23 protein-coding genes and 8 tRNA genes are annotated in these 24789 nt (G+C 40.5%); 3 read left to right on the forward strand and 28 right to left on the reverse strand.

Annotated features, from left to right (window positions below):
• Positions 1-12: 12 nt before the first annotated feature.
• The 4 genes from PTI45_RS01770 to PTI45_RS01785 form a co-directional block, all read right to left on the reverse strand.
• On the reverse strand, positions 13-960 hold the full coding sequence (locus tag PTI45_RS01770; RefSeq protein ID WP_069325827.1) for an ROK family glucokinase: 948 nt from the start codon (positions 958-960) through the stop codon (positions 13-15).
• A gap of 302 nt (positions 961-1262) precedes the next feature.
• Complete coding sequence (gene trxB / locus PTI45_RS01775; protein WP_069325828.1) at positions 1263-2216, reverse strand: thioredoxin-disulfide reductase; 954 nt, start codon at positions 2214-2216, stop codon at positions 1263-1265.
• 49 nt (positions 2217-2265) lie between these two features.
• Positions 2266-3645, reverse strand: coding sequence for a tetratricopeptide repeat protein (locus tag PTI45_RS01780; protein ID WP_069325829.1), 1380 nt, complete (start codon positions 3643-3645; stop codon positions 2266-2268).
• Positions 3646-3813: 168 nt separating this feature from the next.
• Positions 3814-4761 carry a ribose-phosphate diphosphokinase gene (locus PTI45_RS01785; protein WP_069325830.1) on the reverse strand — a complete coding sequence of 316 codons (948 nt, stop codon included), beginning with the start codon at positions 4759-4761 and terminating at the stop codon, positions 3814-3816.
• 240 nt (positions 4762-5001) lie between these two features.
• Between PTI45_RS01785 and PTI45_RS01790 the strand changes: the two genes are divergently transcribed.
• From PTI45_RS01790 to PTI45_RS01800, 3 genes are all read left to right on the forward strand, one after another.
• Positions 5002-5523, forward strand: a complete 522-nt coding sequence (locus PTI45_RS01790; RefSeq protein ID WP_069325831.1) for a MarR family winged helix-turn-helix transcriptional regulator — start codon at positions 5002-5004, stop codon at positions 5521-5523.
• Between the two features lie 138 nt (positions 5524-5661).
• Positions 5662-6972 (forward strand): HlyD family secretion protein, encoded by a 1311-nt coding sequence (locus PTI45_RS01795; RefSeq protein ID WP_241669441.1) that lies wholly within the window; start codon positions 5662-5664, stop codon positions 6970-6972.
• A complete protein-coding gene (locus PTI45_RS01800; protein WP_069325832.1) occupies positions 6956-8224 on the forward strand; it encodes an ABC transporter permease in 1269 nt (422 codons plus the stop codon). The genes PTI45_RS01795 and PTI45_RS01800 overlap by 17 nt, the downstream gene beginning before the upstream one ends.
• A gap of 95 nt (positions 8225-8319) precedes the next feature.
• On the opposite strand, the gene hisJ is transcribed toward PTI45_RS01800, so the two are convergent.
• The 24 genes from hisJ to PTI45_RS01920 all read right to left on the reverse strand — a co-directional run bounded on the left by hisJ (position 8320) and on the right by PTI45_RS01920 (position 24787).
• On the reverse strand, positions 8320-9144 hold the full coding sequence (gene hisJ / locus PTI45_RS01805) for a histidinol-phosphatase HisJ (RefSeq protein WP_069325833.1): 825 nt from the start codon (positions 9142-9144) through the stop codon (positions 8320-8322).
• A gap of 18 nt (positions 9145-9162) precedes the next feature.
• Complete coding sequence (gene hisIE, locus PTI45_RS01810; RefSeq protein ID WP_069325834.1) at positions 9163-9900, reverse strand: bifunctional phosphoribosyl-AMP cyclohydrolase/phosphoribosyl-ATP diphosphatase HisIE; 738 nt, start codon at positions 9898-9900, stop codon at positions 9163-9165.
• A complete protein-coding gene (gene hisF / locus PTI45_RS01815) occupies positions 9897-10655 on the reverse strand; it encodes an imidazole glycerol phosphate synthase subunit HisF (protein WP_069325835.1) in 759 nt (252 codons plus the stop codon). Before hisF ends, hisIE begins: the two co-directional genes overlap by 4 nt.
• Before the next feature lie 28 nt (positions 10656-10683).
• Entirely contained in the window at positions 10684-11415 is a 732-nt protein-coding gene (hisA, locus tag PTI45_RS01820; RefSeq protein ID WP_175425100.1) for a 1-(5-phosphoribosyl)-5-[(5-phosphoribosylamino)methylideneamino]imidazole-4-carboxamide isomerase, read from the reverse strand.
• Positions 11416-11487: 72 nt separating this feature from the next.
• Positions 11488-12114 carry an imidazole glycerol phosphate synthase subunit HisH gene (hisH, locus tag PTI45_RS01825; protein ID WP_069325836.1) on the reverse strand — a complete coding sequence of 209 codons (627 nt, stop codon included), beginning with the start codon at positions 12112-12114 and terminating at the stop codon, positions 11488-11490.
• Positions 12115-12117: 3 nt separating this feature from the next.
• Positions 12118-12723 (reverse strand): imidazoleglycerol-phosphate dehydratase HisB, encoded by a 606-nt coding sequence (gene hisB / locus PTI45_RS01830; protein ID WP_069325837.1) that lies wholly within the window; start codon positions 12721-12723, stop codon positions 12118-12120.
• 45 nt (positions 12724-12768) lie between these two features.
• Positions 12769-14052, reverse strand: coding sequence for a histidinol dehydrogenase (gene hisD, locus PTI45_RS01835; RefSeq protein ID WP_069325838.1), 1284 nt, complete (start codon positions 14050-14052; stop codon positions 12769-12771).
• 89 nt (positions 14053-14141) lie between these two features.
• On the reverse strand, positions 14142-14774 hold the full coding sequence (hisG, locus tag PTI45_RS01840; protein WP_069325839.1) for an ATP phosphoribosyltransferase: 633 nt from the start codon (positions 14772-14774) through the stop codon (positions 14142-14144).
• Between the two features lie 45 nt (positions 14775-14819).
• The gene (locus tag PTI45_RS01845) at positions 14820-16022 is read right to left on the reverse strand and encodes an ATP phosphoribosyltransferase regulatory subunit (RefSeq protein WP_069325840.1); all 1203 of its coding nucleotides are present in this window, start codon (positions 16020-16022) and stop codon (positions 14820-14822) included.
• Between the two features lie 311 nt (positions 16023-16333).
• Positions 16334-17548: an acyltransferase gene (locus PTI45_RS01850; RefSeq protein ID WP_069325841.1), complete on the reverse strand. Its 1215-nt coding sequence runs from the start codon at positions 17546-17548 to the stop codon at positions 16334-16336.
• Positions 17549-17672: 124 nt separating this feature from the next.
• Positions 17673-18206, reverse strand: coding sequence for an acyltransferase (locus PTI45_RS01855; protein ID WP_069325842.1), 534 nt, complete (start codon positions 18204-18206; stop codon positions 17673-17675).
• Entirely contained in the window at positions 18203-18856 is a 654-nt protein-coding gene (ppaX, locus tag PTI45_RS01860) for a pyrophosphatase PpaX (RefSeq protein WP_069325843.1), read from the reverse strand. Before ppaX ends, PTI45_RS01855 begins: the two co-directional genes overlap by 4 nt.
• Before the next feature lie 7 nt (positions 18857-18863).
• Complete coding sequence (gene lgt / locus PTI45_RS01865; RefSeq protein ID WP_083243291.1) at positions 18864-19919, reverse strand: prolipoprotein diacylglyceryl transferase; 1056 nt, start codon at positions 19917-19919, stop codon at positions 18864-18866.
• Between the two features lie 12 nt (positions 19920-19931).
• Positions 19932-20870, reverse strand: coding sequence for an HPr(Ser) kinase/phosphatase (hprK, locus tag PTI45_RS01870; RefSeq protein ID WP_069325844.1), 939 nt, complete (start codon positions 20868-20870; stop codon positions 19932-19934).
• A 360-nt stretch (positions 20871-21230) separates the two neighbouring features.
• Positions 21231-22361, reverse strand: coding sequence for an ABC transporter ATP-binding protein (locus PTI45_RS01875; protein ID WP_069325845.1), 1131 nt, complete (start codon positions 22359-22361; stop codon positions 21231-21233).
• Between the two features lie 284 nt (positions 22362-22645).
• Positions 22646-23833 (reverse strand): PucR family transcriptional regulator, encoded by a 1188-nt coding sequence (locus PTI45_RS01880; RefSeq protein ID WP_245703391.1) that lies wholly within the window; start codon positions 23831-23833, stop codon positions 22646-22648.
• Positions 23834-23969: 136 nt separating this feature from the next.
• A tRNA-Lys gene (locus tag PTI45_RS01885) sits at positions 23970-24042 on the reverse strand.
• Positions 24043-24067: 25 nt separating this feature from the next.
• Positions 24068-24152: transfer RNA gene (locus PTI45_RS01890), tRNA-Tyr, on the reverse strand.
• Positions 24153-24169: 17 nt separating this feature from the next.
• A tRNA-Phe gene (locus PTI45_RS01895) sits at positions 24170-24245 on the reverse strand.
• A gap of 38 nt (positions 24246-24283) precedes the next feature.
• A tRNA-Asp gene (locus PTI45_RS01900) sits at positions 24284-24359 on the reverse strand.
• Between the two features lie 28 nt (positions 24360-24387).
• Positions 24388-24463: transfer RNA gene (locus PTI45_RS01905), tRNA-Thr, on the reverse strand.
• Between the two features lie 6 nt (positions 24464-24469).
• Positions 24470-24545, reverse strand: a tRNA-Val gene (locus PTI45_RS01910).
• Between the two features lie 11 nt (positions 24546-24556).
• Positions 24557-24633: transfer RNA gene (locus tag PTI45_RS01915), tRNA-Met, on the reverse strand.
• Between the two features lie 62 nt (positions 24634-24695).
• A tRNA-Ser gene (locus PTI45_RS01920) sits at positions 24696-24787 on the reverse strand.
• Positions 24788-24789 lie beyond the last annotated feature (2 nt).

A 24789-nucleotide genomic window follows, 5' to 3' on the forward strand; every position in this document is an offset into this window, starting at 1 on the left:
GATCTCTATACCTTAACGTAACAATAAACCAGCTGCTCCAACAATACCTGCATCATTACCAAGCTTCGCAGGAATAATTTCTACTCCACGTTGCAACGGTTCAGGAGTGAGTTCAGCAAATACTCTACGGATTTCATTGAACAAAATATCGCCTGCTTTGGATACACCGCCACCGATAATAAAGCGTTCTGGATTCAATGTTGCTGCAACAGCAGCCATCGATTTACCAAGATAAAAAGCAGCACGATTAATAATACGGATACTCACTTCATCGCCTGCTTTAGCTGCATCAAAAATATCTTTTGCAGATACTTTTTCGATGGCAGATAATGATGTATGATCGCCACGTTCTACAGCTTCAACGGCCATACGAACAATACCCGTTGCAGAAGATACTGTTTCTAGACAACCCATTTTGCCACAACCACATTTAATCGCTTCCAAATCAGGCACAACTGAAATATGACCAATTTCACCAGCTAAACCTGAGAATCCTTGATAAATATGACCATTGACAATAATACCGCCGCCTACACCTGTACCTAACGTATAACAGACACAATCCGTAATCCCTTTGCCTGCTCCACTCCAAGCTTCACCTAGAGCCGCTACGTTAGCATCATTATCGACACGAATTGTTTTGCCTAGACGTTCTTCCAAAATAGCACGGATCGGCACATTCTGAAAATTGATGTTAGGAGCCATCAAAATAACACCAGCACGAACATCAGTGAAGCCAGCGACACCAGCTCCAACACCTACCACTTGATCCCACTCATAAGGTGATTGCTCTACGATATGACGTACATATTTTTCAATATTACCGATAACCGCATCTGAGCTTTTTTCTTTTTCAGTCGGACCTTCGTACGTATGAAGCAATTCTCCTTCTTGATTACAGATACCTACTTTGATAGCTGTACCGCCAAGATCAACACCAATATAAATATTTTCAGACATATGACCGATCCACCTTTTCCATTCAAAGTTTAATAGTTCATGATTTATAAGATCTCTAACCACTACTATGATTATATGTCATTGTATCATCCTTCTAGACATAGAAAAGTATACAAAATGATGAATAAATATCATATATAGGATTAGGCTTGAAAATATATAAGATAGAACACGATTCAGTTGAATGTACGTATCCCACTATAAGCGAACCTTAGATTCTGGTCAAGCGAACCCACGGCTCTGTTGTCTTGTCTAATCTCACCAAAAAGGGAGCCATAATGGCTCCCTCTCCATCTATGTTCTTACTCGTTGAGTGATTCGCTCCAGTCGTGTACCATACTGCCTTCAAGATACTTCTCACAATCCATTGCAGCCATACAACCACTACCTGCTGCTGTAATCGCTTGACGGTAACGTGTATCTTGCACATCACCACAAGCGAATACGCCTGGGATATTGGTTTCTGTTGTGCCTGGAGTAACTGTGACATAACCGTGTCCATCCGTATGGATCTGTTCGCCCAAGAAACCAGTGTTCGGTGTATGACCGATCGCTACAAAGACACCGTCTGCTTCAATGACTTCTTCTTGTCCTGTTTCATTGTTCAGCACTTTTAGACCTTTAACACCCATACCGTCTGATACTACTTCAAGCGGCTTACGGTTTAACTGCCATTTGATCTTAGGATTGCCTTGTGCACGATCTTGCATGATTTTGGAAGCACGAAGCTCATCACGACGATTCACGACTGTTACTTCAGTTGCAAAACGAGTCAAGAAGCTTGCTTCTTCCATTGCTGAATCGCCGCCACCGACAACAATTAGCTTTTTACCACGGAAAAAGAATCCATCACAAGTCGCACATGTACTTACACCGCGACCGATATTGTCTTGCTCTCCAGGAATGCCTAGATATCTTGCAGAAGCACCTGTTGAAATAATCACGGATTCGGCTTCTAACTCGCCCATTCCTTCTACTTTTACTTTAAAAGGACGTTGAGATAGATCAACTTGTTCTACCCATCCTGATTTGAATTCTGCACCAAAACGTTCTGCTTGTTTGCGCATATTGTCCATTAATTCAGGTCCCATAATACCTTCTGTAAATCCCGGGAAATTTTCTACTTCTGTGGTTGTAGTCAATTGTCCACCTGGTTGTAGGCCTTCAATAATTAACGGTTTTAGATTTGCACGAGCCAAATAAATAGCTGCTGTTAATCCAGCAGGTCCTGTACCAATAACGATTGTTTTATACATAAATAGAAAACCTCCTTGATGTAGTTAAAAGATATATGTGACAAGCTTTCTAATCTACAATAGGTAGACTAGACTTTGCAAGTTCTGTATCCACTCTAAAATAGTCAGTCGGCAATGTCTGTGCTGTTGTCCATTGTCGTAATACCCGCTTGACTTCAGTACGTAATGTCTCTGAAATCTGTGGCTGGATCAACAATTGGCGTAAAGCTTGATACACTTCATCATTATCATCAAATACGTAAGATTGAAGCGCACGTAGCTGTTGTTGTTCATTTCCATGAGCTAACATATGGAGCAATTGAATATATGTAGGTTCTGCATACATATAATGTTCAATACTCACGCTGGGATACGCTGTACTTGTTGACGGAGATAACAACTGATACTGATAAGAAGGCATCAATTCACCAAGCTTAATCTGTTCCAAATGTTCCATATAAAATGCAGGCACTTCCGCTTCTGGCTCAAAGCGCAAAATCATCTGCCATAACTTCTGAGCTTCATCTACCTTTTGCAAATGACAGGCTGCTGTTGCCGTATAATGATAAATCGCCCATTGATGAACCGACTCTTGCTGTTTGATCAGCTTGCGAAAATACGTGTACGCTAATTGATGTTCACCCAGCATACCAAGTGTAGTCGCTAACTTTAACAAATGTTCTTGTTGAAAAGGAATCATTCGTTTCAGAATATTCATACGTTGCTTCACTTGTTCTGTCTGTCCGAGATGTTGCATCAAAATCACTTGATTACATAACCCATGCAAATGATAAGGATCTTGTAAAAGAACCTCTTCAATCTGTATAGCCGCTTCTGTAATCTTACCTTGATAGTACAGCGCAATCGCTAACTGATTACGTGCTTCATGCAGATCAGGTTGCACCGCTATGATCTGCTTTAGGCTTTCAGATGCTTCTGCAAAATGCCCTTGCTGCAATAAACGCTGAGCTGCATCATAATCACTCACAGGTAACTGCGTATGTGAATCGGTACTTGATGAACGCTTCAATTCTTTATTCAATAGCTCCATCATTTCGCCAGCCTCGTCTAGAAATTGACCTTCTTTATCTAAATCAAGGTAGGTTAACAATGAAGTCTCTGCTTGTTCAAATTGACTCATATTGGCATAATTATTCGCCATATAAAAATGACATTCAACCATTGCAGGGTCTACGCCGTCCAGAATATCAGCAAGTACTTGGTTCGATCCTTCATAATTACCCATCTCAGATAATATACCCGCTAGATTGCAATGATTCACAGGATTATTAGGTTCATATTCAACAGCTTTTTGAAAATATTTCAATGCCTTGTCATAATGATGACGGTCTAATGAACGGACAGCTCTTTCGAAAAAGAAGTTAGCATCCCAATGAAGAGAGATGACTTTACGCCCATCTTCTTCTACTTTTCGCTTATAATCATTCACCGGATCAAGGCACCTCCTTTGTTTCTATACCACATTTATCAATAGTTATATCATTTATTTAGAATTAGACGACTATGATTGTCATTTAAAAATCATTATCAAGTAAGTATATCATATCCCTCTGACACACTAAAGCTACGGTTCTATCACCCTACTACCAAAGTATAATTAGATCCCTGCATCACTGAATAAAGTAGCGATAGAGCCACCTTCCATAATGATGCGTACGGCATGAGCAAGCATCGGCGAAACCGATAATACAGTTAAGCGATCCAGATGTCCTGGAGGCAGGCTGATCGAATCCGTCACAACCAGTTCACGAATATACGGATGATCCAAACGTTGCAAAGCTGCTCCTGAGAATAGACCATGGGTAGCACAGACGATCACTTCTTTGGCTCCACGCTCTTTCAAACTTTCGACTACATTAATAATCGTTGTTCCTGTATCAATCAAGTCTTCTATAATAATAGGTGTTTTGCCTTCTACATTACCGATCACATGCGTAATAACCGATTCATTATGTGCCGGACGTTTTTTGATCATCATGGCAAAAGGAGAATCCAGACGATTAGCTAACTTCTCTGCCATAGAAGCTCGGCCAGCGTCAGGAGATACCACGACAGCGTCTTCTATTTTTTTCGTTTTAAGATAACCACTGATCAGATCCAGAGCTGTTAGGTGATCGACAGGAATATTGAAAAATCCTTGAATAGCCGATGCGTGCAGATCAATTGTAATCACACGATGAGCACCTACTGTTGTCAGTACATCAGCTACCATTTTGGCAGAAATCGGTTCACGTGGAGCGGACTTGCGTTCTTGTCTTGCATATCCATAATAAGGAACGATGATATTGATCGTACGCGCAGAAGCACGCTTCGCCGCATCAATCATCACTAATAATTGGACAAACATTTCATTGATCGGATGCGACAACGATTGCACCAAAAATACATCCATATTACGAATACTTTCTTCATAATGAACATAGGTTTCGCCACTTTTGAATTGAGATAATTTAATTTTGCCTAGCTGTACACCGAGTCGCTCGGCAATCTGAGCTGCTAACTCCGGGCAAGATGATCCTGAGAAAATACGTAATTTATCTTTCATAAGCGCCTCCTATTTCATATCCAGACTCCGTCAACCTAACATTATATTATCGGTAGTTACAGATAGATTAATTATTTCTATCATACCGGAAACCATTATAAAGCGTTAAAGAAAACCATATTCAGAAACTTTCATAAAATTTTCTTGACTAAATGTAGTACGGAACCGTACAATATGTTAATCAAGTCATAAGCCGTTATTATTGAAATGTTAGTTTTGCCCTAAAGAAAGGTGAAGAAAATGTCGATAATAGAATCATCTGATGAGCACACTCCATCGGAAGAGATGGACAAATTAAGCGAATTAAGTAAATTATACCCTGATTTCAATATCGATTGTATGCGTACTTCGATTTTATTAATTCGTACTTCGCATGAAATATTTAATGAAACATCCACTTTGCTTGCTAGACATGGACTATCACCAAGTAAAATGCGTATTTTGGTGCCATTATTGTTACGCAAAAAACCGCTACAACCTTCCGATCTTGCTGAATATTCAGGTGTAACTCGTTCAACAATGACTGGACTCATTAATGGTCTGGAAAAAGACGGATTAATTCGACGTGGTGCACATGAGGATCGCCGAATGACCTCTATTCATTTAACCGATGAAGGTAAGCAATTGATTCATGACACCCTTCCTATCTATATGGAACAGATTGATAGAATGATGTCTCAGCTAACCGATGATGAACAAAAAGTGCTACATCGTTTATTGTACAAGATTCAAGCAGGACTAGAAACATCTAAACAAGGTTAACTTTTTTTTTGGCAAAGTAATACGGAACCTTACTATCAGCCCCCGTACCATATCTTTTTAAGATAACGTCGAGGAGATAGTTTGAATTTTATATTAAAAAAATGATATTTAATTGATGAAGAACAGGAGCACAAACAAGTGAAAATCGTAAAACTAATCCCTATTGTTGTATTAATAGCTGCCCTAGGTATAGGTGGATACTTACTAACTATGCATGGTAAAGATGCTGTCTCTATGGCTGCTCTCAAAAAAGAAGGTGTCCTCACTATTGATACTGTGAACAGTTCATTTGAAGGACAAGCTGGTAAATTAAGCTCTGTTAAAGTTATCGAAGAGCAACGTGTGAAAAAAGGACAAGTTCTGATGACGTTAGATACCAATGATATTGATTTGCAAATCAAAGGAATCAAAGAACAAATGTCTCAAGTCGATGTCCAAATCAGTCAAGCTAGAAGCTCTTTAACCAGTCAAGCTAATAAATTAGCAGAACAAGAAGCCAATGCTAAATTAAATATTCAAGCGGCTCAACTAGCAGAGACTCAAGTCAATCAAGGCGCTCGTGCCGAAGATATTACCAGCCAAGAAATCGCTGTCGATTCGGCTAAAAAATCAGTCGAAATTGCGAATAATTCAGTGACTTCTGCACAAACGGCTGTATCAGCTGCTCAACAAGCTGCTGATTTCGCTCAAACTAGCTTTGATCGTAACAAATCTCTTTTTGATAATGGATTAGCTACACAAGCGAGTGTAGATAGTGCTCAAAATGCTGTAGATACCGCAAATAAACAATTACAAAGCGCACAAGATCAATTAGCGACTGCGCAAAAACAAGTAGAACTCACAGGTAATCAAGTAAAAGCACAAGAAACTGCACTTGAAAAAATGAAAAATGGAGCAACTGCTGAAGATCGTGAGCAAGCTAGTCTCAAAGTAGCACAAGCTCAACAAGCTTTAAAACAAATTCAACAAGGGCAAGAAGATATCGGTAACGGTAAATACAATATCGAATTATTACAAAAACAAAAAGATTCATTGCAAATCAACCTAGATACATTAAACGTTCAAAAAAATCGTCGTGTGCTAAAAGCAGCGGTAGACGGTAAAGTAACTCGTGTCGTACCCAAAGTAGGCGAAAACGTTTCTGCGGGTACACCGGTAGTCGTGATCGAAACAGGTAAATTGTATTATGACCTTTATGTTGGCGAAGAAAATATCAAAACGTTCAAAGCTGGCGCTAAAGTGAAAACAGATGTGATTTCACTTAATAAAGATGTACAAGGTACTGTTCGTTATATTACATCTGCACCACAGTATGCTGCTTTGCGGATGAGTCGTGAAAAAGGTCAAGCCGACACAACTTCTTTCATTGTGCGTGTCGATGTGAAACGCACATCTGAATTGCTGCCGGGAATGACGGTGGAGGTTCTAACCAATGAAAGCAATAATTGATGAATTCAAGCTCATTCTGAATGGTAAATTTATTTTTATTATCATTATTGCTCCATTGATTATTTCAGCCGCTTTTGGCTATGTTTTTAAAAACAATCAATTAAATGAAGCACCTGTTGCTGTGGTCGATATGGATCACAGCACATACAGTCAACATCTGATTGAACAGCTCGATGCGGATCAGTATATTGATATTAATTACATTACGTACAACTACACAGATCCAAATGATTTTTTATACAATGAAAAATATTTAGGTGTTATTTATTTGCCAGCCGGCTTAGAGAAAGCGCGTGCTCAAGGGAACCAAAGCAATATTGGATTCTACGTGGATACAGCTTTGTCGACAGCGACTGCTAGCTTGCGTACAGGGGCTACTGAAGTCATCACAGCAGAGAACTCTACTGCTTCTTCAGGAAAGCTTGTAGCGATGGGACTGAACGCTACACAGGCTACTAATTTATCTACAGGACTCAATTTGCAGACTCGATTATTGTATAACCCTACGAATAACATGTTAATGAGTTCAGTTATCGGATTTGTAAATACGGTGTTTCTATCGATTCTAGGTGGAGCCACACTGGGGATCGTACCGCGTCTACGTGAACAAGGTTTACTTGCAGGTATGGTGCAGAAACCACTTAGCATCGTTTTCCGGGTTATCCCTTACTCTTTAATTGCGACAGCTTCGATGTACTTGGTTATGGGTTGTCTCAAACAAGTAGGCGGATTACGATTTGAAGCGAATGTATTTCAGTTATTTATTCCATTCATTATGTATACTATCGCTTTATCGTTGCTATGTATGATGGTCGGTTGGAGTGCTTCCTCTCCTGCCAAAGCAGCAGGTCGAATTACGATGATCCTGTTACCATCCTTTATTTTAAGTGGTGCTCAGATTCCTGTAGCGTTGTTACCACCTATTTTGCAACAGGTCAGTCATGCATTACCTCTATCCTGGCATTTCAAATTTTTACGCGGACTTGGTTTCCGTGGTGGAGATCTAAAATACTTTTCACAAGAGCTAGGTGGATTCTTGATTCTTATCACTTGTATTCTGTTTGTGATCTTCTTACTGATCTTGAACGAGCGTCGTAAAGCACGCAAAGCTGAACGGGATGGTGTGAATACTCTACCTGAAGGACCTACAGATAGTGGTACAACTGTCGTTACATCTGATACTGGTGTGAATACAACATCTACTGATTCATCTGCTACTTTACCTTCTGGTGGTAAACCACAAAAAGTATAATCGTACTCGTAAGTACATTTCAAACAAGACCAATAATATAGCCTGATATACCATATAAATAACCCTTTAACTGAATTCAGCTAAAGGGTTATTTTTTATCCATTTAAAGGAACAAACGAACGTTGACGTTGTTCAAACACTGCCAATTGCTGCACATTTAACTCTTGCAACAATGCTCTAGCTTCATCCAAATGATCGCTTAATTTCAACGGATCATGAGCATCAGAGCCTAGCGTTAACGGAATATCAAGCGCAATCGCTTGCTCCACGATACGACGACTGGGGAAGATTTCTTTGCAGACTTTAGATAGACCGGATGAATTAAGCTCCATCACCATATCTGCCTGTTTTACCGCTTGTAGCGCCATATCTTCCAGAGCAATACGCTCCTCTGTCTCTTCTGGCAAAGGCACATAACCAAAGCGCTTAATCACATCCAAATGCCCTACAATATCATAAAATCCTGTCGCACACGCTTTGCTGATTGCATCATAATACTGGCGATACACATCCAGTACATGCTTACCTTCCCAACCTGCGGTCTGGCGAAAATCGGAGATATCCCACTCTCCTAGAAAATGAACCGAACCAATCACATAATCAAAAGCATACTGATTCAGAATATGCTGAATCTTCTCTTCATATCCTTCAATATAGTCTGCTTCCAAACCAACTTTGATCGCAATTTGATCACGGTACTTTTCTTTGAGCATCAGACATTCTTCAATATAACGAGGTAACTCATCCATAGGCATCGCCATTTCAGGATAATACGTTGCAGGATCGACATGAATCAGTGGCAGATGATCCGATAACCCTAGATGAGACAACCCGATAGCGATACCTCGCTGTACATACTCTTCTAGCTCACCTACAGCATGTCCACAGCGTGCATGGTGGGTATGATAATCTATTCGCATAGACTTTCGCCTCCGCTCTTAATCTTTGCGTGGACGCTCATGACGGCGATCCAATTCAGCCAGTACATCATCTAAAGGCAATTTACGCTCTTGTAATAATACTAACAAGTGATAGATCAGATCACTAACTTCATAACGAAGTTCATCATTATCTTGGTTTTTAGCTGCAATGATCGTTTCAGCCGTTTCTTCGCCTACTTTTTTCAAAATTTTATCGATTCCTTTTTCAAACAGATACGTTGTATACGCACCTTCAGGACGATCACGATCACGGTCAGCAATCATTTGTTCCAATTCTGCTAAAATGGCAAAGCGATCTTTACCAGAAGCCAATAACGTTGCATCTTGTTCTTCATTATTATTAAATGTTGGTTGATTATCCACTTCATTCACCTCATTATAGAAACAGCTTATTCTGCCTGTATGGCAAGCAGGACCTTTTGCATGAACCATGATTAATAACGTATCTCCATCACAATCATAAGATAGCGATGTAATCTGTTGGGTATTGCCTGATGTTCCACCTTTATGCCAGTATTCTTGACGAGAACGGCTCCAGAACCATGTCTCTTGAGAGTCTAGAGAGCGTTGTAACGATTCTTGATTCATATAAGCCATCATTAGTACTTGTTTGCTATTCTCATCCTGTACGATCGCAGGTACAAGCCCATCAGCATCCCATTTGATATTAGCGACCAGTTGTTCCCAGGATAAAGACTGATGAATAATCTCGTGTTGAAAATCAGATCGACTCATCGAATCTCCACTCCTTTGTCTTTCAACTGATTTTTAAGCTCAGGAATACTAATTTCTTTGTAATGAAAAATAGTAGCCGCTAGCCCGGCATCAGCTTTGCCTTTAGTGAATACATCATAGAAGTGCTCTGATGTTCCTGCTCCGCCTGACGCAATAATCGGAATATTAACCGCTTCACAGACAGCGGAAGTCAGATCAATATCAAATCCATCTTTGGTTCCATCCGCATCCATACTGGTTAGCAGAATTTCACCAGCTCCACGTTGTTCCGCTTCTTTGATCCATGCCAATGCACGAATACCTGTAGGTTTGCGTCCTCCATGAGTGTACACTTCCCACTCGCCCCATTCCGGGTTGAACTTTGCATCTACCGCAACTACAATACACTGTGCTCCGAATCGCTGTGAACCATCATTGATCAATTGCGGATTGAGTACTGCTGCTGTATTGATTCCGATCTTGTCTGCACCCGCACGTAGAATATTTTTCATATCTTCGACTTTAGAAATACCGCCACCTACTGTAAAAGGAATCGATATTTCACCCGCTGTTCTGCGCACAACATCAATCATCGTTTCCCGGCCTTCAATCGAAGCCGAAATATCCAGAAATATAATCTCATCTGCACCTTCCCGATCATACAGAGCCGCTAATTCTACCGGATCACCTGCATCGCGCAGATTAACAAAATTCACACCTTTGACGACTCGCCCTTCTTTAACATCAAGGCATGGAATAATACGCTTTGCAAGCATGGTTCGCCCTCCTCAAGCTTGATAACATTTACTGAATCGTACGTAAAGCTAATTCCAGATCAATATTGCCTGTATAGATTGCTTTTCCTACGATAGCTCCGCTAATTCCTTCTTCACGACGTGCTGCTAACTTCACGAGATCATCCAGTACAGTTACTCCACCAGAAGCAATCACTTGTTTACCTGAAGCTTGAGCAATTGCTGCAATCGCATCAATATTAGGGCCTTGCATCATACCATCACGTGAAATATCGGTAAAAATAAACGTTTCGGCTCCTTTAGCCGCTAATTCTTTGGCTACCACTTCTGCTTTCACTTCTGAAGTCTCTAACCAACCACGAGTCGCTACAAATCCATTACGTGCATCTATACCGATTGCTACACGATTGCCGTATGTACCCAACACAGACTCTGTAAATTCACGATCTTCGATAGCCGCTGTACCGATAATGACACGACTGACACCAAGATTCAATAACGTCTCTACATCTGCCAGCGTACGTAATCCGCCACCCACTTGTACAGGTACAGACACAGCATTAGCAATACGACCAATTAACTCATGATTAACAGGATGCCCTGCTTTGGCACCATCCAAATCGACAAGATGGACATATTGTGCTCCTTTTACTGTGAAATCAGTAGCTACAGCCACAGGATCATCATTATAGACCGTTTCCTGATTGTAATCGCCTTGAATCAAACGGACACAGCGACCTCCTCGAATATCAATAGCAGGATAAATAGTAAAAGAAGACAATATGATTTCCCCCTTGATTATATAAGTCATTCGATAAAATATATAGAATCCATTTAACGATTTCTTTTCATCTTAATTCGTTCGCTCACCCGTACACAATGCTAAGAAATTGCGTAATAACAATGTACCCAATTCTCCACTTTTTTCAGGATGAAATTGCATACCGTATACATTATCTCGTCCTACAATGGCGGTAACCGGTTGCCCATAATCACATACAGCAATCAGATCATCTGCATGATCGGGTTTGACATGATACGAATGAACGAAGTATACATGCCCGTTATAAAGGTCACGCACTAGCGGATGATCCGGTTGTTTGTACTCTAGTCGATTCCAGCCCATGTGCGGAATTTTATAATCGCCATCTTCGAACTTCACCACTTTGCCCGGTAAAATATTCAGTCCTTGATGAATACCATGCTCTTCACCTTCTGTAAATAACAACTGCATCCCTAGACAAATACCCAACAAAGGCTTACCACTGTTGGCAACTTCAAGCACAACATGATCCATACCGCCTTCACGAATATGATTCATTGCATCTCCAAAAGCCCCTACACCTGGTAAAATGACACCCTCTGCATTCAGAATCTCATCACGATCGCCTGTGACTATACCTTCATAGCCTAATCGTTCAATCGCTTTGCTGACACTATGCAGATTGCCTATTCCATAATCAACAATAGCGATCGCCATCTGTTATAGCACTCCCTTCGTCGAAGGTACTCCTGTCACACGTGGATCAATCGTTGTTGCTTCATCCACAGCACGTCCTAATGCTTTAAAAATCGCCTCAATCATATGATGCGTATTTTGCCCATAATGTACGATGACATGAAGAGTAATTCGCGCTTCTAAAGCAAATTTCCACAAAAATTCATGAACCAGTTCTGTCTGGAAACTGCCTACTTGTGAAGAAGGATATTCAGCACGATATTCAAAATGCGGACGATTACTCACATCAATCACCACTTGTGCCAAAGCTTCATCCATCGGAATAAATACACTGCTATAACGTTTAATCCCACGTTTATCACCTAATGCTTCACGTAGCGTCTGTCCAAGACAGATACCGATATCTTCTACCGTGTGATGATCATCAATCTCAATATCACCTTGTGCTTTGAGATTTAGATCGAAATGTCCATGCTTGGTGAACAAATCCAACATATGATTTAGAAAAGGAACATCTGTCTCTATTTCAGAAATACCTGTTCCATCGACGTTAAAAGCAAGTTGAATATTTGTTTCATTGGTTTTACGGCTGACATCGGCTTGACGTGTATTCTGGTTTTCAGTTGACATACCTATACCTCCTGCTTGGGTTCTAAAGTATCTATGGGTCAAAGCTTAACCTTCTTGTTCCAAACGAATCGCGATTGCGCGTGCATGACCTTCTAATCCTTCATGACGAGCTAATTCCATAATCGTATTCCCATTCGCAAACAATGCTTCTTTACTATAATAGATCATACTTGATTTTTTGATAAAATCATCGACATCTACAGGGGAAGAAAAGCGCGCTGTTCCATTGGTCGGAATAATATGATTCGGTCCAGCAAAATAATCACCTACTGGTTCTGAACTGTAATTTCCGAGGAAAATCGCTCCTGCGTTTTCGATCATGCCTACATAATTCATCGGTTGTTCGACCATAATCTCCAGATGCTCAGGAGCAAGTCGATTGACTACATCGATACCTTCTGCGATCGTTTCTGTCACAATAATTGCTCCATGATTCTGAATCGAAGCATTAGCAATAGTTTGACGAGGCAATGTTTCTAATTGTTGTTGTACTTCTGAAGCTACAGCAGCTGCCAGCTGTTCAGAACAAGTCACTAGAATGGCAGAAGCCATCTCATCATGTTCCGCTTGAGACAACAAGTCTGCTGCAATATAAGCTGGATTCGCATATTCATCTGCTAGTACAACAATTTCGCTTGGGCCTGCAATGCTATCAATATCAACAACACCGTACACTTCCCGCTTCGCTAGTGCAACATAGATATTACCCGGTCCGCAAATTTTATCCACCGGTTCTATACTTTGAGTACCATAGGCTAGTGCCGCTATCGCTTGAGCTCCACCGACACGATACATTTCAGTCACTCCTGCTTCTGCTGCGGTGACTAGAATATAAGGGTTAATTCCTTCTTTACCACCTGTTGAAGGAGGGGTCACCATCACGATCTCTGGTACACCTGCCACTTGAGCTGGAATTACATTCATTAGTACAGAAGAAGGGTAAGCTGCTTTCCCACCGGGAACATAGACACCGACACGTTTGAGCGGACGAATGATTTGCCCTAATAGACTTCCATCAGGTTGTAGATCCATCCATGAGTTACGTTTTTGCTTTTCATGAAATTGACGAATATTATGAGCCGCCGCTGTAATCGCTTGGACAAAAGAAGGTTCTACTTCTTGATAAGCTGCTTGCAACTCTTCATCGGTGACACGAAGCAAGTCTGCTGTCAGGTCTGCACCATCGAACTGCTTGGTATACTGTAACAAAGCTTGGTCTCCAGTGTGCTTGATATCTTGCACAATTTGCTTCACAGTTGCATTTTGCTCTGGTGATCCGTAATCCACTTCTCTTCGCAAATCAAAATCTCGTGCAGATACGATCTTCACTGCTATTTCCCCCTTATCTGTCCCACTGTGTTCTGTTTATCTAGGGTGTAATATATCCATCTATACAGATTACTTTATATTTATTCAAGTCATGTTGGCTCTGGAATCACCCGTTGTAATTGATCGCATAGCTGTTGAATTTCTTCATTTTTCATCCGATAACTGACACGGTTAGCAATTAAGCGACTGGTAATACCAAATAAAGTCTCCATTTCAACTAATCCGTTTTCGCGTAATGTTTCTCCCGTTTCGACCATATCCACAATACGATCAGCAAGACCAATCATCGGTGCAAGCTCGATCGAACCGTTTAATTTAATGACTTCGACTTGTTGCCCTTGCTCCCGGAAATATTGAGAAGCCACATTTGGATACTTGGTAGCTACACGTTGCTGAATACCGGGCTTCCAATCCGGTAGACCAATTACAGACATCCGGCAACGAGCTATACCCAGATCCAATAATTCGTATACTGCTCGATTTTCTTCAATCAGTACGTCTTTACCAACAATACCGATATCGGCAACTCCATGTTCCACATAGATCGGTACATCGACTGGCTTGGCTAGAATAAATTCCATACCCACTTCAGGTAAATGTACAATTAATTTCCGTGAATCATCGACATCTAAAGGAACCTCAATCCCTGCTTTACGAAAAAGCTCTGCTGCCTTTTTATAGATACGCCCTTTTGGCATCGCAACTTTAAGAATTTGTGTCATAGAAGGGTACATCTCCCTGTTATTTACTGTATATCTGATTACGTTTTAGATAGAAATGATTTGTCCATCGGTAAAACGAATTGTCTGACTATATTTCACTGTTAATGGATGAGTATCCGCAGATGGTTCTAGTCTGTGAGTCGCTTCGATATGTTCAGTGATTACAATTTTGCCTTGACGACGAAGTTCTGTAGCATGTGCGAATGCTTCACGTCGACTATTTACATCATAAGCGATCAGTACGGGCGCTTCTTCTTGTGGTAAAAGAAGATTAACCCCGTCCAGTATCCGATTCGTTTTCAAAGCAAATCCTGTAGCAGCTACAGGTCTTCCGAATTGGGTAAGCAGATTATCATACCGTCCTCCACTACATACAGGAAAGCCCAGCTCTGCTGCATACCCTTCAAATACCATACCTGTATAATACGAAAAGTCTCCGATCATCGTTAAATCGATCATCACATGCTCAGATACGCCATACGCTTCTAGCACTTCCCATACTTTGCACAAATGCTGAATCGAAGCGATAGCACGTGGATTACTACTTAACGCTGTCGCTTGACGACAAATATCTTGCGCTCCACGCAAACGAAGCAATCCTTCTAATTCTTGGCGCTGTTCTGAAGACAATTGAAAATGTGCTAACTGTTCTCGGAACCCAACAAAATCACGATTAAGCAACGTTTCTTTCAGTGCTTCTTGTTCGATCGTTTGATCCGGTAATACTTCTTCCAATAAGCCTGTCAAAAACCCAACATGTCCGAGTGAAATTTTGAATGTTTCTACTCCTGCTGCTTGCAATGAAGCAATCGCTAAAGCAATCACTTCTGCATCTCCTTCAGCCGAATCATTTCCTACTAATTCTGCACCGGTTTGAAAAAATTCTGTCTCCCGTCCCGCTTTTTCTTCAATCGAGCGGAATACATTGGCATGATAAGACAGACGAACAGGCAATGATTCTTCTTTTAAAACAGAACCCATTACACGAGCGATCGGTGTGGTCATATCCGAACGTAATACCATCGTTGTTCCACGGTTATTTAACATTTTATATAGTTTGCGATCTGATGTAGAACTAGCTACACCAACCGTATCATAATATTCCATTGTAGGCGTTATAATCTGACGATAGCCCCACTCAGACATGCAGTCCAATACATTGCGTTCAATATGACGTAATTTGGTTACAACATGCGGTAGATAATCACGTACACCTGCGGGCTTTTCGAATCCTTTGGGCTTGGACAAAACAGTCACCTCTAATTGATCAATATTTTAACGCTTTAAAGTGTTACTTTGCTAATAAAGTAAAGGATATTGGATATAATAACACAAATCGATATCGACCGTCAACGCAACTTTACCTGTAAATATGTATTCCAAAGTAGATGGGTTTATCAGATTTTTATATTTCTAATTGTATCATTAACCATATGATCAACCTAACTAATCCTAGCTAATCATATCTCACATTATTTCCCGGAAAATAAAAAAACCACCTTAGCTTTAAAGGTGGTTTTGCACATACAGACTTCAACTGAATCATGTCATGACAACTGTTAGGGAATTGGTCTTTTCACAGCGTCTGTTTTGGTTGTACGACTATTTGATTTTGCTTGTTTTTTGTTTTTGTGTCGTCCAGATAATGAAGCTGGAATACTGCCTAGCAATACCCATGAGAACGATACTCTTCTAAAGACCATTTGTACGAAGACGGCTGAAATGATTAATGCACATAACATTCCGCCATAGATCCAGATAAAATAACCTAATGTGCCTAACGTAAGAAATTCTCTTGTTTCACGATAGTAAGCCAATACAAATGGATGAACTAAATAAATCGCAAACGATAATTCTCCTAATCGGCGCATAATCGCTAATACCCATTTGGGAGCTATCCGATTAAGAATAAAAGCAGAGTGAAGTAATACTAATGAAGATAACATCGTATATACATTCCACATCAGTTCATAGACTAACGAATCTAACCATTCATTGGTCATACGAGCACTATACCAGATTTGTACATAGATCAATCCAGTAACTAGCCAAGTACCCCACAACAATATCGTACTGACTCTTTGCCTTTCAGACATGTCTGTCCATTTGCTCATGAGCCATGCACGAAATGGTTTGAAATAAATCGCTACAAATGCACCCATCATATAGTAAGAGAAATATGAAATCGCCAGACTGCCTTTTGTAGCATAATGAAGATCATACTTATTCCAGATTACGAATCCCCACTGCAAAGCAAGCCCGATTGGAATGGCCCAACGTGCTACCCAACGCTGACTTTTCAGCAAAGCAAGCATAATTGGAAATAGAAGATAGAACTGCACACTAATAAATACAAAATACAGATGAGTATAGGCAGAACCATGAGTGATCGCATACCAGTAATCCCCTAACAATTGAAGTGGGGGATCATCTAATTGACCACGCTGAGCAAGCTTATACCAGAAATACAAAGCCGATATCAAAACATACGGCAACAAAATATAGAGCATTCTTTTTTTATAAAAGCTCCCGATTAGTTTGCCTGTAAGTGGTCTGTCATAGTAATTATAAAACAATACAAAACTACTCAAAAAGATAAATGAAGGTGTTCCATACTTAAAGAAAATATTTAGAAAATTAAACAGATAATAAATCGACGTATTCATCGCTTCTGTCGTTGCCACCGATGTAGAATGAACATGCAGTACCCCAATAATGGCAATCGCACGGAAGAAATCAAGCTGTGTTAGCCGTTCCTTCTTTATTTGATTCAATGTAAAAGCATCCCCTTATTCTTTAAAATGGTACATCAATATGATGCAATATTTCGACTTATTCTGTTCCCGAACAAGTCCAGAAATGCTGCGCTCTTGTACCACAACGCTCTTGTAAAGCTATTTAATGCAGTAGATCTTCATCATTTTTGAGATTTATTGTATTCTCCGGATTGCGTCTAGTTAAGACACGCAACGGATTACCACCAACAAATGTACCTGCGGCTACATCTGTATGTACAACCGATCCAGCAGCAACGACTGCACCATCACCAATCGTAACACCTGGCAAAATCGTAGTATTTGCTCCAATCATCACTTCATCGCCAATCACTACATTCCCTAAGCGATATTCACGAATTAGATATTCATGAGCAAGAATCGTTGTATTGTATCCAATTACCGTATTCGTCCCAATCTTTATTTTTTCCGGGAAAAATACATCCACCATCACCATCAGTCCAAAAGCCGTATCTTTGCCGACTTCCATATGTAGCAAGTGGCGGTAAATCCAATTTTTCCATTCCAAGATTGGACAATACCGCGCAGCTTGAATACATATAAAGTTCCGAACGCCTTTCCACGGGCTGACTGTGCGATAAATCTGACGCAAGGCATTAGGTCCCTCTTTGACAGGAAAACGCTCGGTTTTTCTCATCGATCGACCGTATCGCCAAGCACCAATTCATACAGATCACTCATGCTGTGCAAAATATACTGTGGATGATACTTGGACAGCTCTTCCTCACCTTTAAGCGACCAGGCAACAGCCGCTGACATTACACCTGCTGCTGATGCAGACTGCAAATCGGCAGGACTATCACCCACCATCAGTGTACGCTCAGGAGAAGAACCTAGAGCTTCCATAGCACGTTCAATCGGTTGAGGATGAGGCTTGGTATGCTCAACATCATCCTGTGTAATAATCACCTGCATAAATTGGTCCAATTGAAACATTTCCAATACTCTGAGCGTATTGGGACGAATTTTGGTTGTCACTACACCCAATTTAATCCCTGCTGCTTGTAAACGTGTTAATACTTCGTTCACTTCTGGAAAAGGAGCTACCATCGCATCATGATGAATCGCACTATACTCACGATATGCTGTAACATAAGAAGTTACATCGTCTACACCCGAAAAAGCACGTAGTTGCTGTTCCAAAGTTGATCCCATATGAGGAATAATCTGTTCTCTAGTTAATGGATTCAATCCATTACTTTCCAACGTATTGATAAACGAAGCAATAATCAACTCATTGGTATCTACAATCGTTCCATCCAAATCTAATAAAACCGTATCAATCATAAATTCACTACTCCTTGCGTTCATTGTGAATCTTATCTTCTTTTGGATGATCATATCTATCTTTAGCAGTAGATGATGAATCGACCGTTGGTGCTGAAGAAGATCCTGTAGCTTTATCGTGTTCTGTGTCTACTTCATGTTGAGCTACTTTAGATGACACAATAGGATCACTATAATGCTCTTTAGATAGACCTGCACGACGACGAATAATGATTAACAGAATAGCCGCTACAATCAAGATAAGCGATAACAATTGGGATACTCGGATATTTCCGTATCCTGGCTCAATCGCTCCTTGTTGGAATCCAAACCATGTCATTGGAGTCCAAAGACCATTTACAATAGCAACTAACCATTGTGGACCTTCAAAAGTAAGACTATCTGTACGAAGTGCTTCAATAAAGAAGCGTCCAATTCCATACCAGATCAGATACGAGAAGAAGATCTCTCCACTACGTACGAAAGCACGACGGCGTAATACACATAAAGCAATTACACCAACAAGGTTCCAGATCGACTCATACAAAAAGGTAGGGTGATGGAACACGCCATTCACATTCATCTGATTGACGATAAAATCAGGCAAATGAAGATTACCTCTTAAAAAAGATTCTTCTACAGGGCCGCCATAGGCTTCCTGATTTACAAAGTTCCCCCAACGCCCAATCGCTTGTCCGACAAGCAAATAAGGTGCACATAAATCCATAATACGCCAGAAGCTATATCCTTTTTTACGCGTATAAATGATCGCACAAATAATCGAACCTATTAATGCACCATATATAGCGATACCGCCATTCCAAATTTTAAAAACATCCCAAAAGTTATCCCTATAATCCGGCCAGCGAAATGCTACATAATAGATACGTGCTGCAATAATAGCGGAAGGAACACCGAATAGTACCAGATCCATAAAAAATTCTTGTGGAATCCCGAATCGACGTCCTTCACGAATTAATAGCAATAACCCGACTAATGCGCCGGTACCTAGAATTAATCCATACCAGTGCACCTGAAGCGCTCCGATTGAGAAAGCAATCGGGTTAATTAATGATGTCCCCATGTAACACTCTCCTTAGTCCAGTTCATCCAGATCTTCAGCAATCGTTTCCGTTAATTTATGAGTAAATTGCAATGCTGCATTATAACCCATACGTTTTAAGCGGAAGTTCATCGCTGCCACTTCAATAATAACAGCTAGATTTCGTCCTGGGCGTACTGGAATCGTCACTAAAGGTACATCCGTATCAATAATACGTGTCGTTTCTTCATCCAATCCGATACGATCATACTGTTTCTCTTGTTGCCATGCTTCTAAGCGCACGACCAGAGTAATTCGTTTGTTGTTACGAATCGCACCTGCACCGAACAAAGTCATTACATTGATAATACCGACTCCACGAATCTCAAGTAAGTGACGAATCAATTCAGGAGCTGTACCATGAAGCTGATTATCCGAAGTTTGACGGATTTCTACCGCATCATCGGCAATCAAGCGATGTCCACGTTTGACGAGTTCTAGAGCTGTTTCACTTTTACCAATACCACTACTACCTGTAATAAGCATCCCTACACCATAAAGGTCTACCAATACACCATGAATTGTAGCCGTTGGTGCTAATTTTTTCTCCAAAAAGCCTGTAATACGGCTGGATAAAATCGTTGTTGCCAGATTGCTACGTAAGACAGGAACATTATGCTCTTCACTGCTCGCAATCAACTCTTCAGGTACTTCAAGTCCACGTGTAATTACAAGACAAGGTGTCTCATCATTACAAAGGCGTTTCATACGATCTGCTTTTTCTTCATGAGTTAACATTTTGAAAAACGCAAGCTCGGTTCTACCTAGAATTTGTACACGTTCTGTCGGATAATATTCAAAATACCCCGCCATTTCTAATCCTGGTCGGTTCAAGTCATCTACCATAATATTTCGTTTTAAGCCAAGTCCTCCAGATACAACTTCAAGCTGGAACATTTGTACCAATTCTGAAACTTTCACATGTTTGGCCATTCTGTTCTTCCTTTCTCTAAGTAGGTTGCTTATCCTGTATGGTGTATTCTATGTGATTCATAATCCAAAGCCAAACGATCATCGCCAAAAAGATAGATTTTTCACAAACCATCCTTTTCCGCACTGTACATAATATGTCCAATGTACTCATCGTAATAGAAAATGCTAGTTAAATCAATTATATTGGCAGATTCACTTACAAATCTATAGATTGTTTACACGTCTAACTCTACTACATGTTCATTATTCGATATGCGCATTTTATCATAAAAAAAGACTTACCCTTCTGATCGAAACCAGAATAGTAAGTCTTTTATCGAATGTTCAATCAGAACTTCTTACGTTATATGATGTAACGGATTAAGAAGGATCTGTGTAGAACAAGTTATCTTGAGATTCTGTATCAAAAATATGAACTTTGTTCATATCAATAGCCATAGTTGCTGTAGCGTTATCACGAGTAGTGGAACGACCATCAACACGAGCAACAACAGTGTCTGTACCTACACCGCTCAAGTATAGCAACATTTCATGACCCAAGTTCTCAGATACGTCTACTTTAGCTGTAAAAGCAGTCGCTGGAGAAGCTTCTAAGAATACAGGCTCTTCATGAATATCTTCTGGACGAACACCCAGAATCACTTCTTTACCTGTGAATCCTTGGTCTTTCAAGATTTGCGCTTTACCACCAGGGATAGCAAGCTCAACACCAGCAGCGCTGAATGTTAGACCGCCTGATTTTTCGGACAATGTACCACGGATAAAGTTCATTGTAGGAGAACCAATAAAGCCCGCTACGAACATATTACGTGGGTGATTGTACAATTCTTCTGGAGAAGCTGCTTGTTGAATAATACCATCTTTCATAACAACGATACGATCACCCATTGTCATTGCTTCGATCTGATCATGCGTTACATAGATAACAGTCGTTTGAAGACGTTTAGCTAGTTTAGTAATCTCAGCACGCATCTGACCACGAAGTTTAGCATCCAAGTTAGAAAGAGGCTCATCCATCAAGAAGACTTGAGGATCACGGACAATCGCACGTCCCAAAGCAACACGCTGACGTTGACCACCAGAAAGTGCTTTTGGTTTACGATCTAGCAAATGCTCGATATCGAGAATTTTAGCTGCTTCACGTACACGTTTTTCGATTTCGTCTTTTTTCACTTTACGCAATTTCAAACCAAACGCCATATTAGAATATACATCCATATGTGGGTACAAAGCGTAAGATTGGAATACCATCGCGATATCGCGGTCTTTTGGAGCTACGTCGTTAACAACGCGATCGCCAATGTACAATTTACCTTCTGAAATTTCTTCCAGACCAGCAATCATACGAAGAGTTGTAGATTTACCACAACCTGAAGGTCCAACCAGTACTAGGAACTCTTTATCCTTGATATCCAAATTAACGTCAATAACTGTTGCTTTGTCAGAACCCGGATATTTCTTGAAAATGTGTTCTAAGCGTACGCCTGCCATAATAATAGCCTCCCTGGAATATGAATGTCATTTTGTAATTAAAAGTGTAATAACGTTACATCATAGAGCATATGTCCTTGATCAATCCGTAGTCTGATTTGTAATATCGAGTAGAGTTTACAACATCTTTTCGATAAGTTATAACTTCATTTCAATAGTAAAATCAGCTATGAATTACGGCTGCGAAGGTGATAACGATCGCCTATGTAACCGATTTCTTTTTCTATTATTATCTTACCCTAATCACGCCAAGACATCTATCGACAAACTATACAAAAAAATCATCAGCTTTTTGTCACTTTATACAATAGCAGTGTTAACTTCATCAAAACAGCGTCTTCAAACCGCCGTACATCCAATTCCGTCTCCTGCTTAATTTTGTCCAAACGGTACAATAATGTATTACGATGAATATACAATTGCTTTGCCGTCTCACTAACATTACAGTCCATTTTGAAAAAAGTCTCCAACGTAGCCACTGTCTCTTCATCAGCCAGCATATCTGAATATTGATCTGCTCTAGCTACAAACTCTGCACGGTCTTCATCAGGAATCCGGTACAATAGACGCTCCAAAGACAGTTCCCACGGTAGATGAATATGATCTTTAACATGAAAAAGCCTACCTAAAGCGACTGTTTCTTTCAATAGAGAGACTTCAGCCAGTAATCGTTCACTAGGAACAATCGGCTTGGATACACCAATATGAAATATACCTACCCATTCACTAGCAATCAATTCATACAATCCTAATGAAAAATCCATCAGTATATCTTCTTCCGTATCTTCTACTTCTATATCAGAGTCACGACCATGACTTTGTTTTAAATCAGAACTATCTTCAATCAGTTCACGATTTGTGAGGATAAACCATTCATTTGGGGATAATGGCAATAATAATACTTCTCCACCAAAATAACTATATAATAGCTTCTCTAATTCTTTGGTTGTAAGCACACCTGTCTGAAGACTATCCGCAATTAATAAAAAAGGAATCATCGAACTGGTTAATCTTTCTTTCAGAAGATACCCATCCGGAATAATCGCTTTTGACTGTCCCATATCTAGCTGCTCTGTCATCCAAGCACTTAGCTGTTGTATCCCTTGTTCACGAATAGACAATGAAGAAGGCTGACTTGCTGTAGCCATAAATGCTGTAAATGCAGGCAACAATAATTCCAACAATGATCTAAGCTTAAGGATAACATGTTGATGATCACTATCTAGTGACTCTTCTAAATCTTTGGAAGTACTAGAAGCGTTTAAAGAAATAGCTTTCGGCTGAATCTGCCATAACGTAACTATATCAAGATCTTGCTTCACAGCGATCCATCCACTTTCTTCTCGACCCGCTCGATACGTACCTGATTCCCAATCTTTCACAGCCACAGACTGTTCTTTAATACGGTAATCTATGATTGATTCAATATGTTCTTTTAATGTACTCCAGTTCATATCATAAATTCCTTCCATAGCTAGAATCATACATTGATGGCTACTTATTATATGGATAAAAAATCAACATAATAAGACTACTCCATCAAATTATACAAAAAAGCAGACAAAACAAAAAGCACCCTGCTGATTAGCAAGATGCTTTTTAATATGATGAGTCATGAAGGGCTCGAACCTTCGACACCCTGATTAAAAGTCAGGTGCTCTACCGACTGAGCTAATGACTCATATTAAGTTTAAAGTAAATAAAACTGGTGGAGGCTGATGGATTCGAACCACCGAACTCGGAGAGAACAGATTTACAGTCTGCTGCGTTTGGCCACTTCGCTAAGCCTCCATAATGAATACAAAAAATGGTGGCTCGGGACGGAATCGAACCGCCGACACGAGGATTTTCAGTCCTCTGCTCTACCGACTGAGCTACCGAGCCATAACATATTCATTATATATTTTATTTAATTAAAAAAATGGCGGAACCGACGGGATTTGAACCCGCGATCTCCTGCGTGACAGGCAGGCATGTTAACCCCTACACCACGGTTCCAGGGTTGTATAACTTTTTGAAATGAAAATGGTGCCGGCGAGAGGATTTGAACCCCCGACCTACTGATTACAAGTCAGTTGCTCTACCAACTGAGCTACACCGGCATATGGTGGTGGAGATTGACGGGATCGAACCGCCGACCCTCTGCTTGTAAGGCAGATGCTCTCCCAGCTGAGCTAAATCTCCAGGGATATGTATGGTAGCGGCGAAGGGAATCGAACCCCCGACCTCACGGGTATGAACCGTACGCTCTAGCCAGCTGAGCTACACCGCCACATTTAAAAACTAGTCTTTCATGATATGCTGTCCACTATTCTTATTTAACATAAGATCTAGTGGCGGAGAGAGAGGGATTCGAACCCTCGCACCGCTAACGCAGTCTAACCCCTTAGCAGAGGGTCCCCTTATAGCCACTTGGGTATCTCTCCAT

Origin of the sequence: Paenibacillus nuruki, from assembly GCF_001721045.1 — a bacterium.
Classification (GTDB): Bacteria; Bacillota; Bacilli; order Paenibacillales; family Paenibacillaceae; genus Saccharibacillus; species Saccharibacillus nuruki.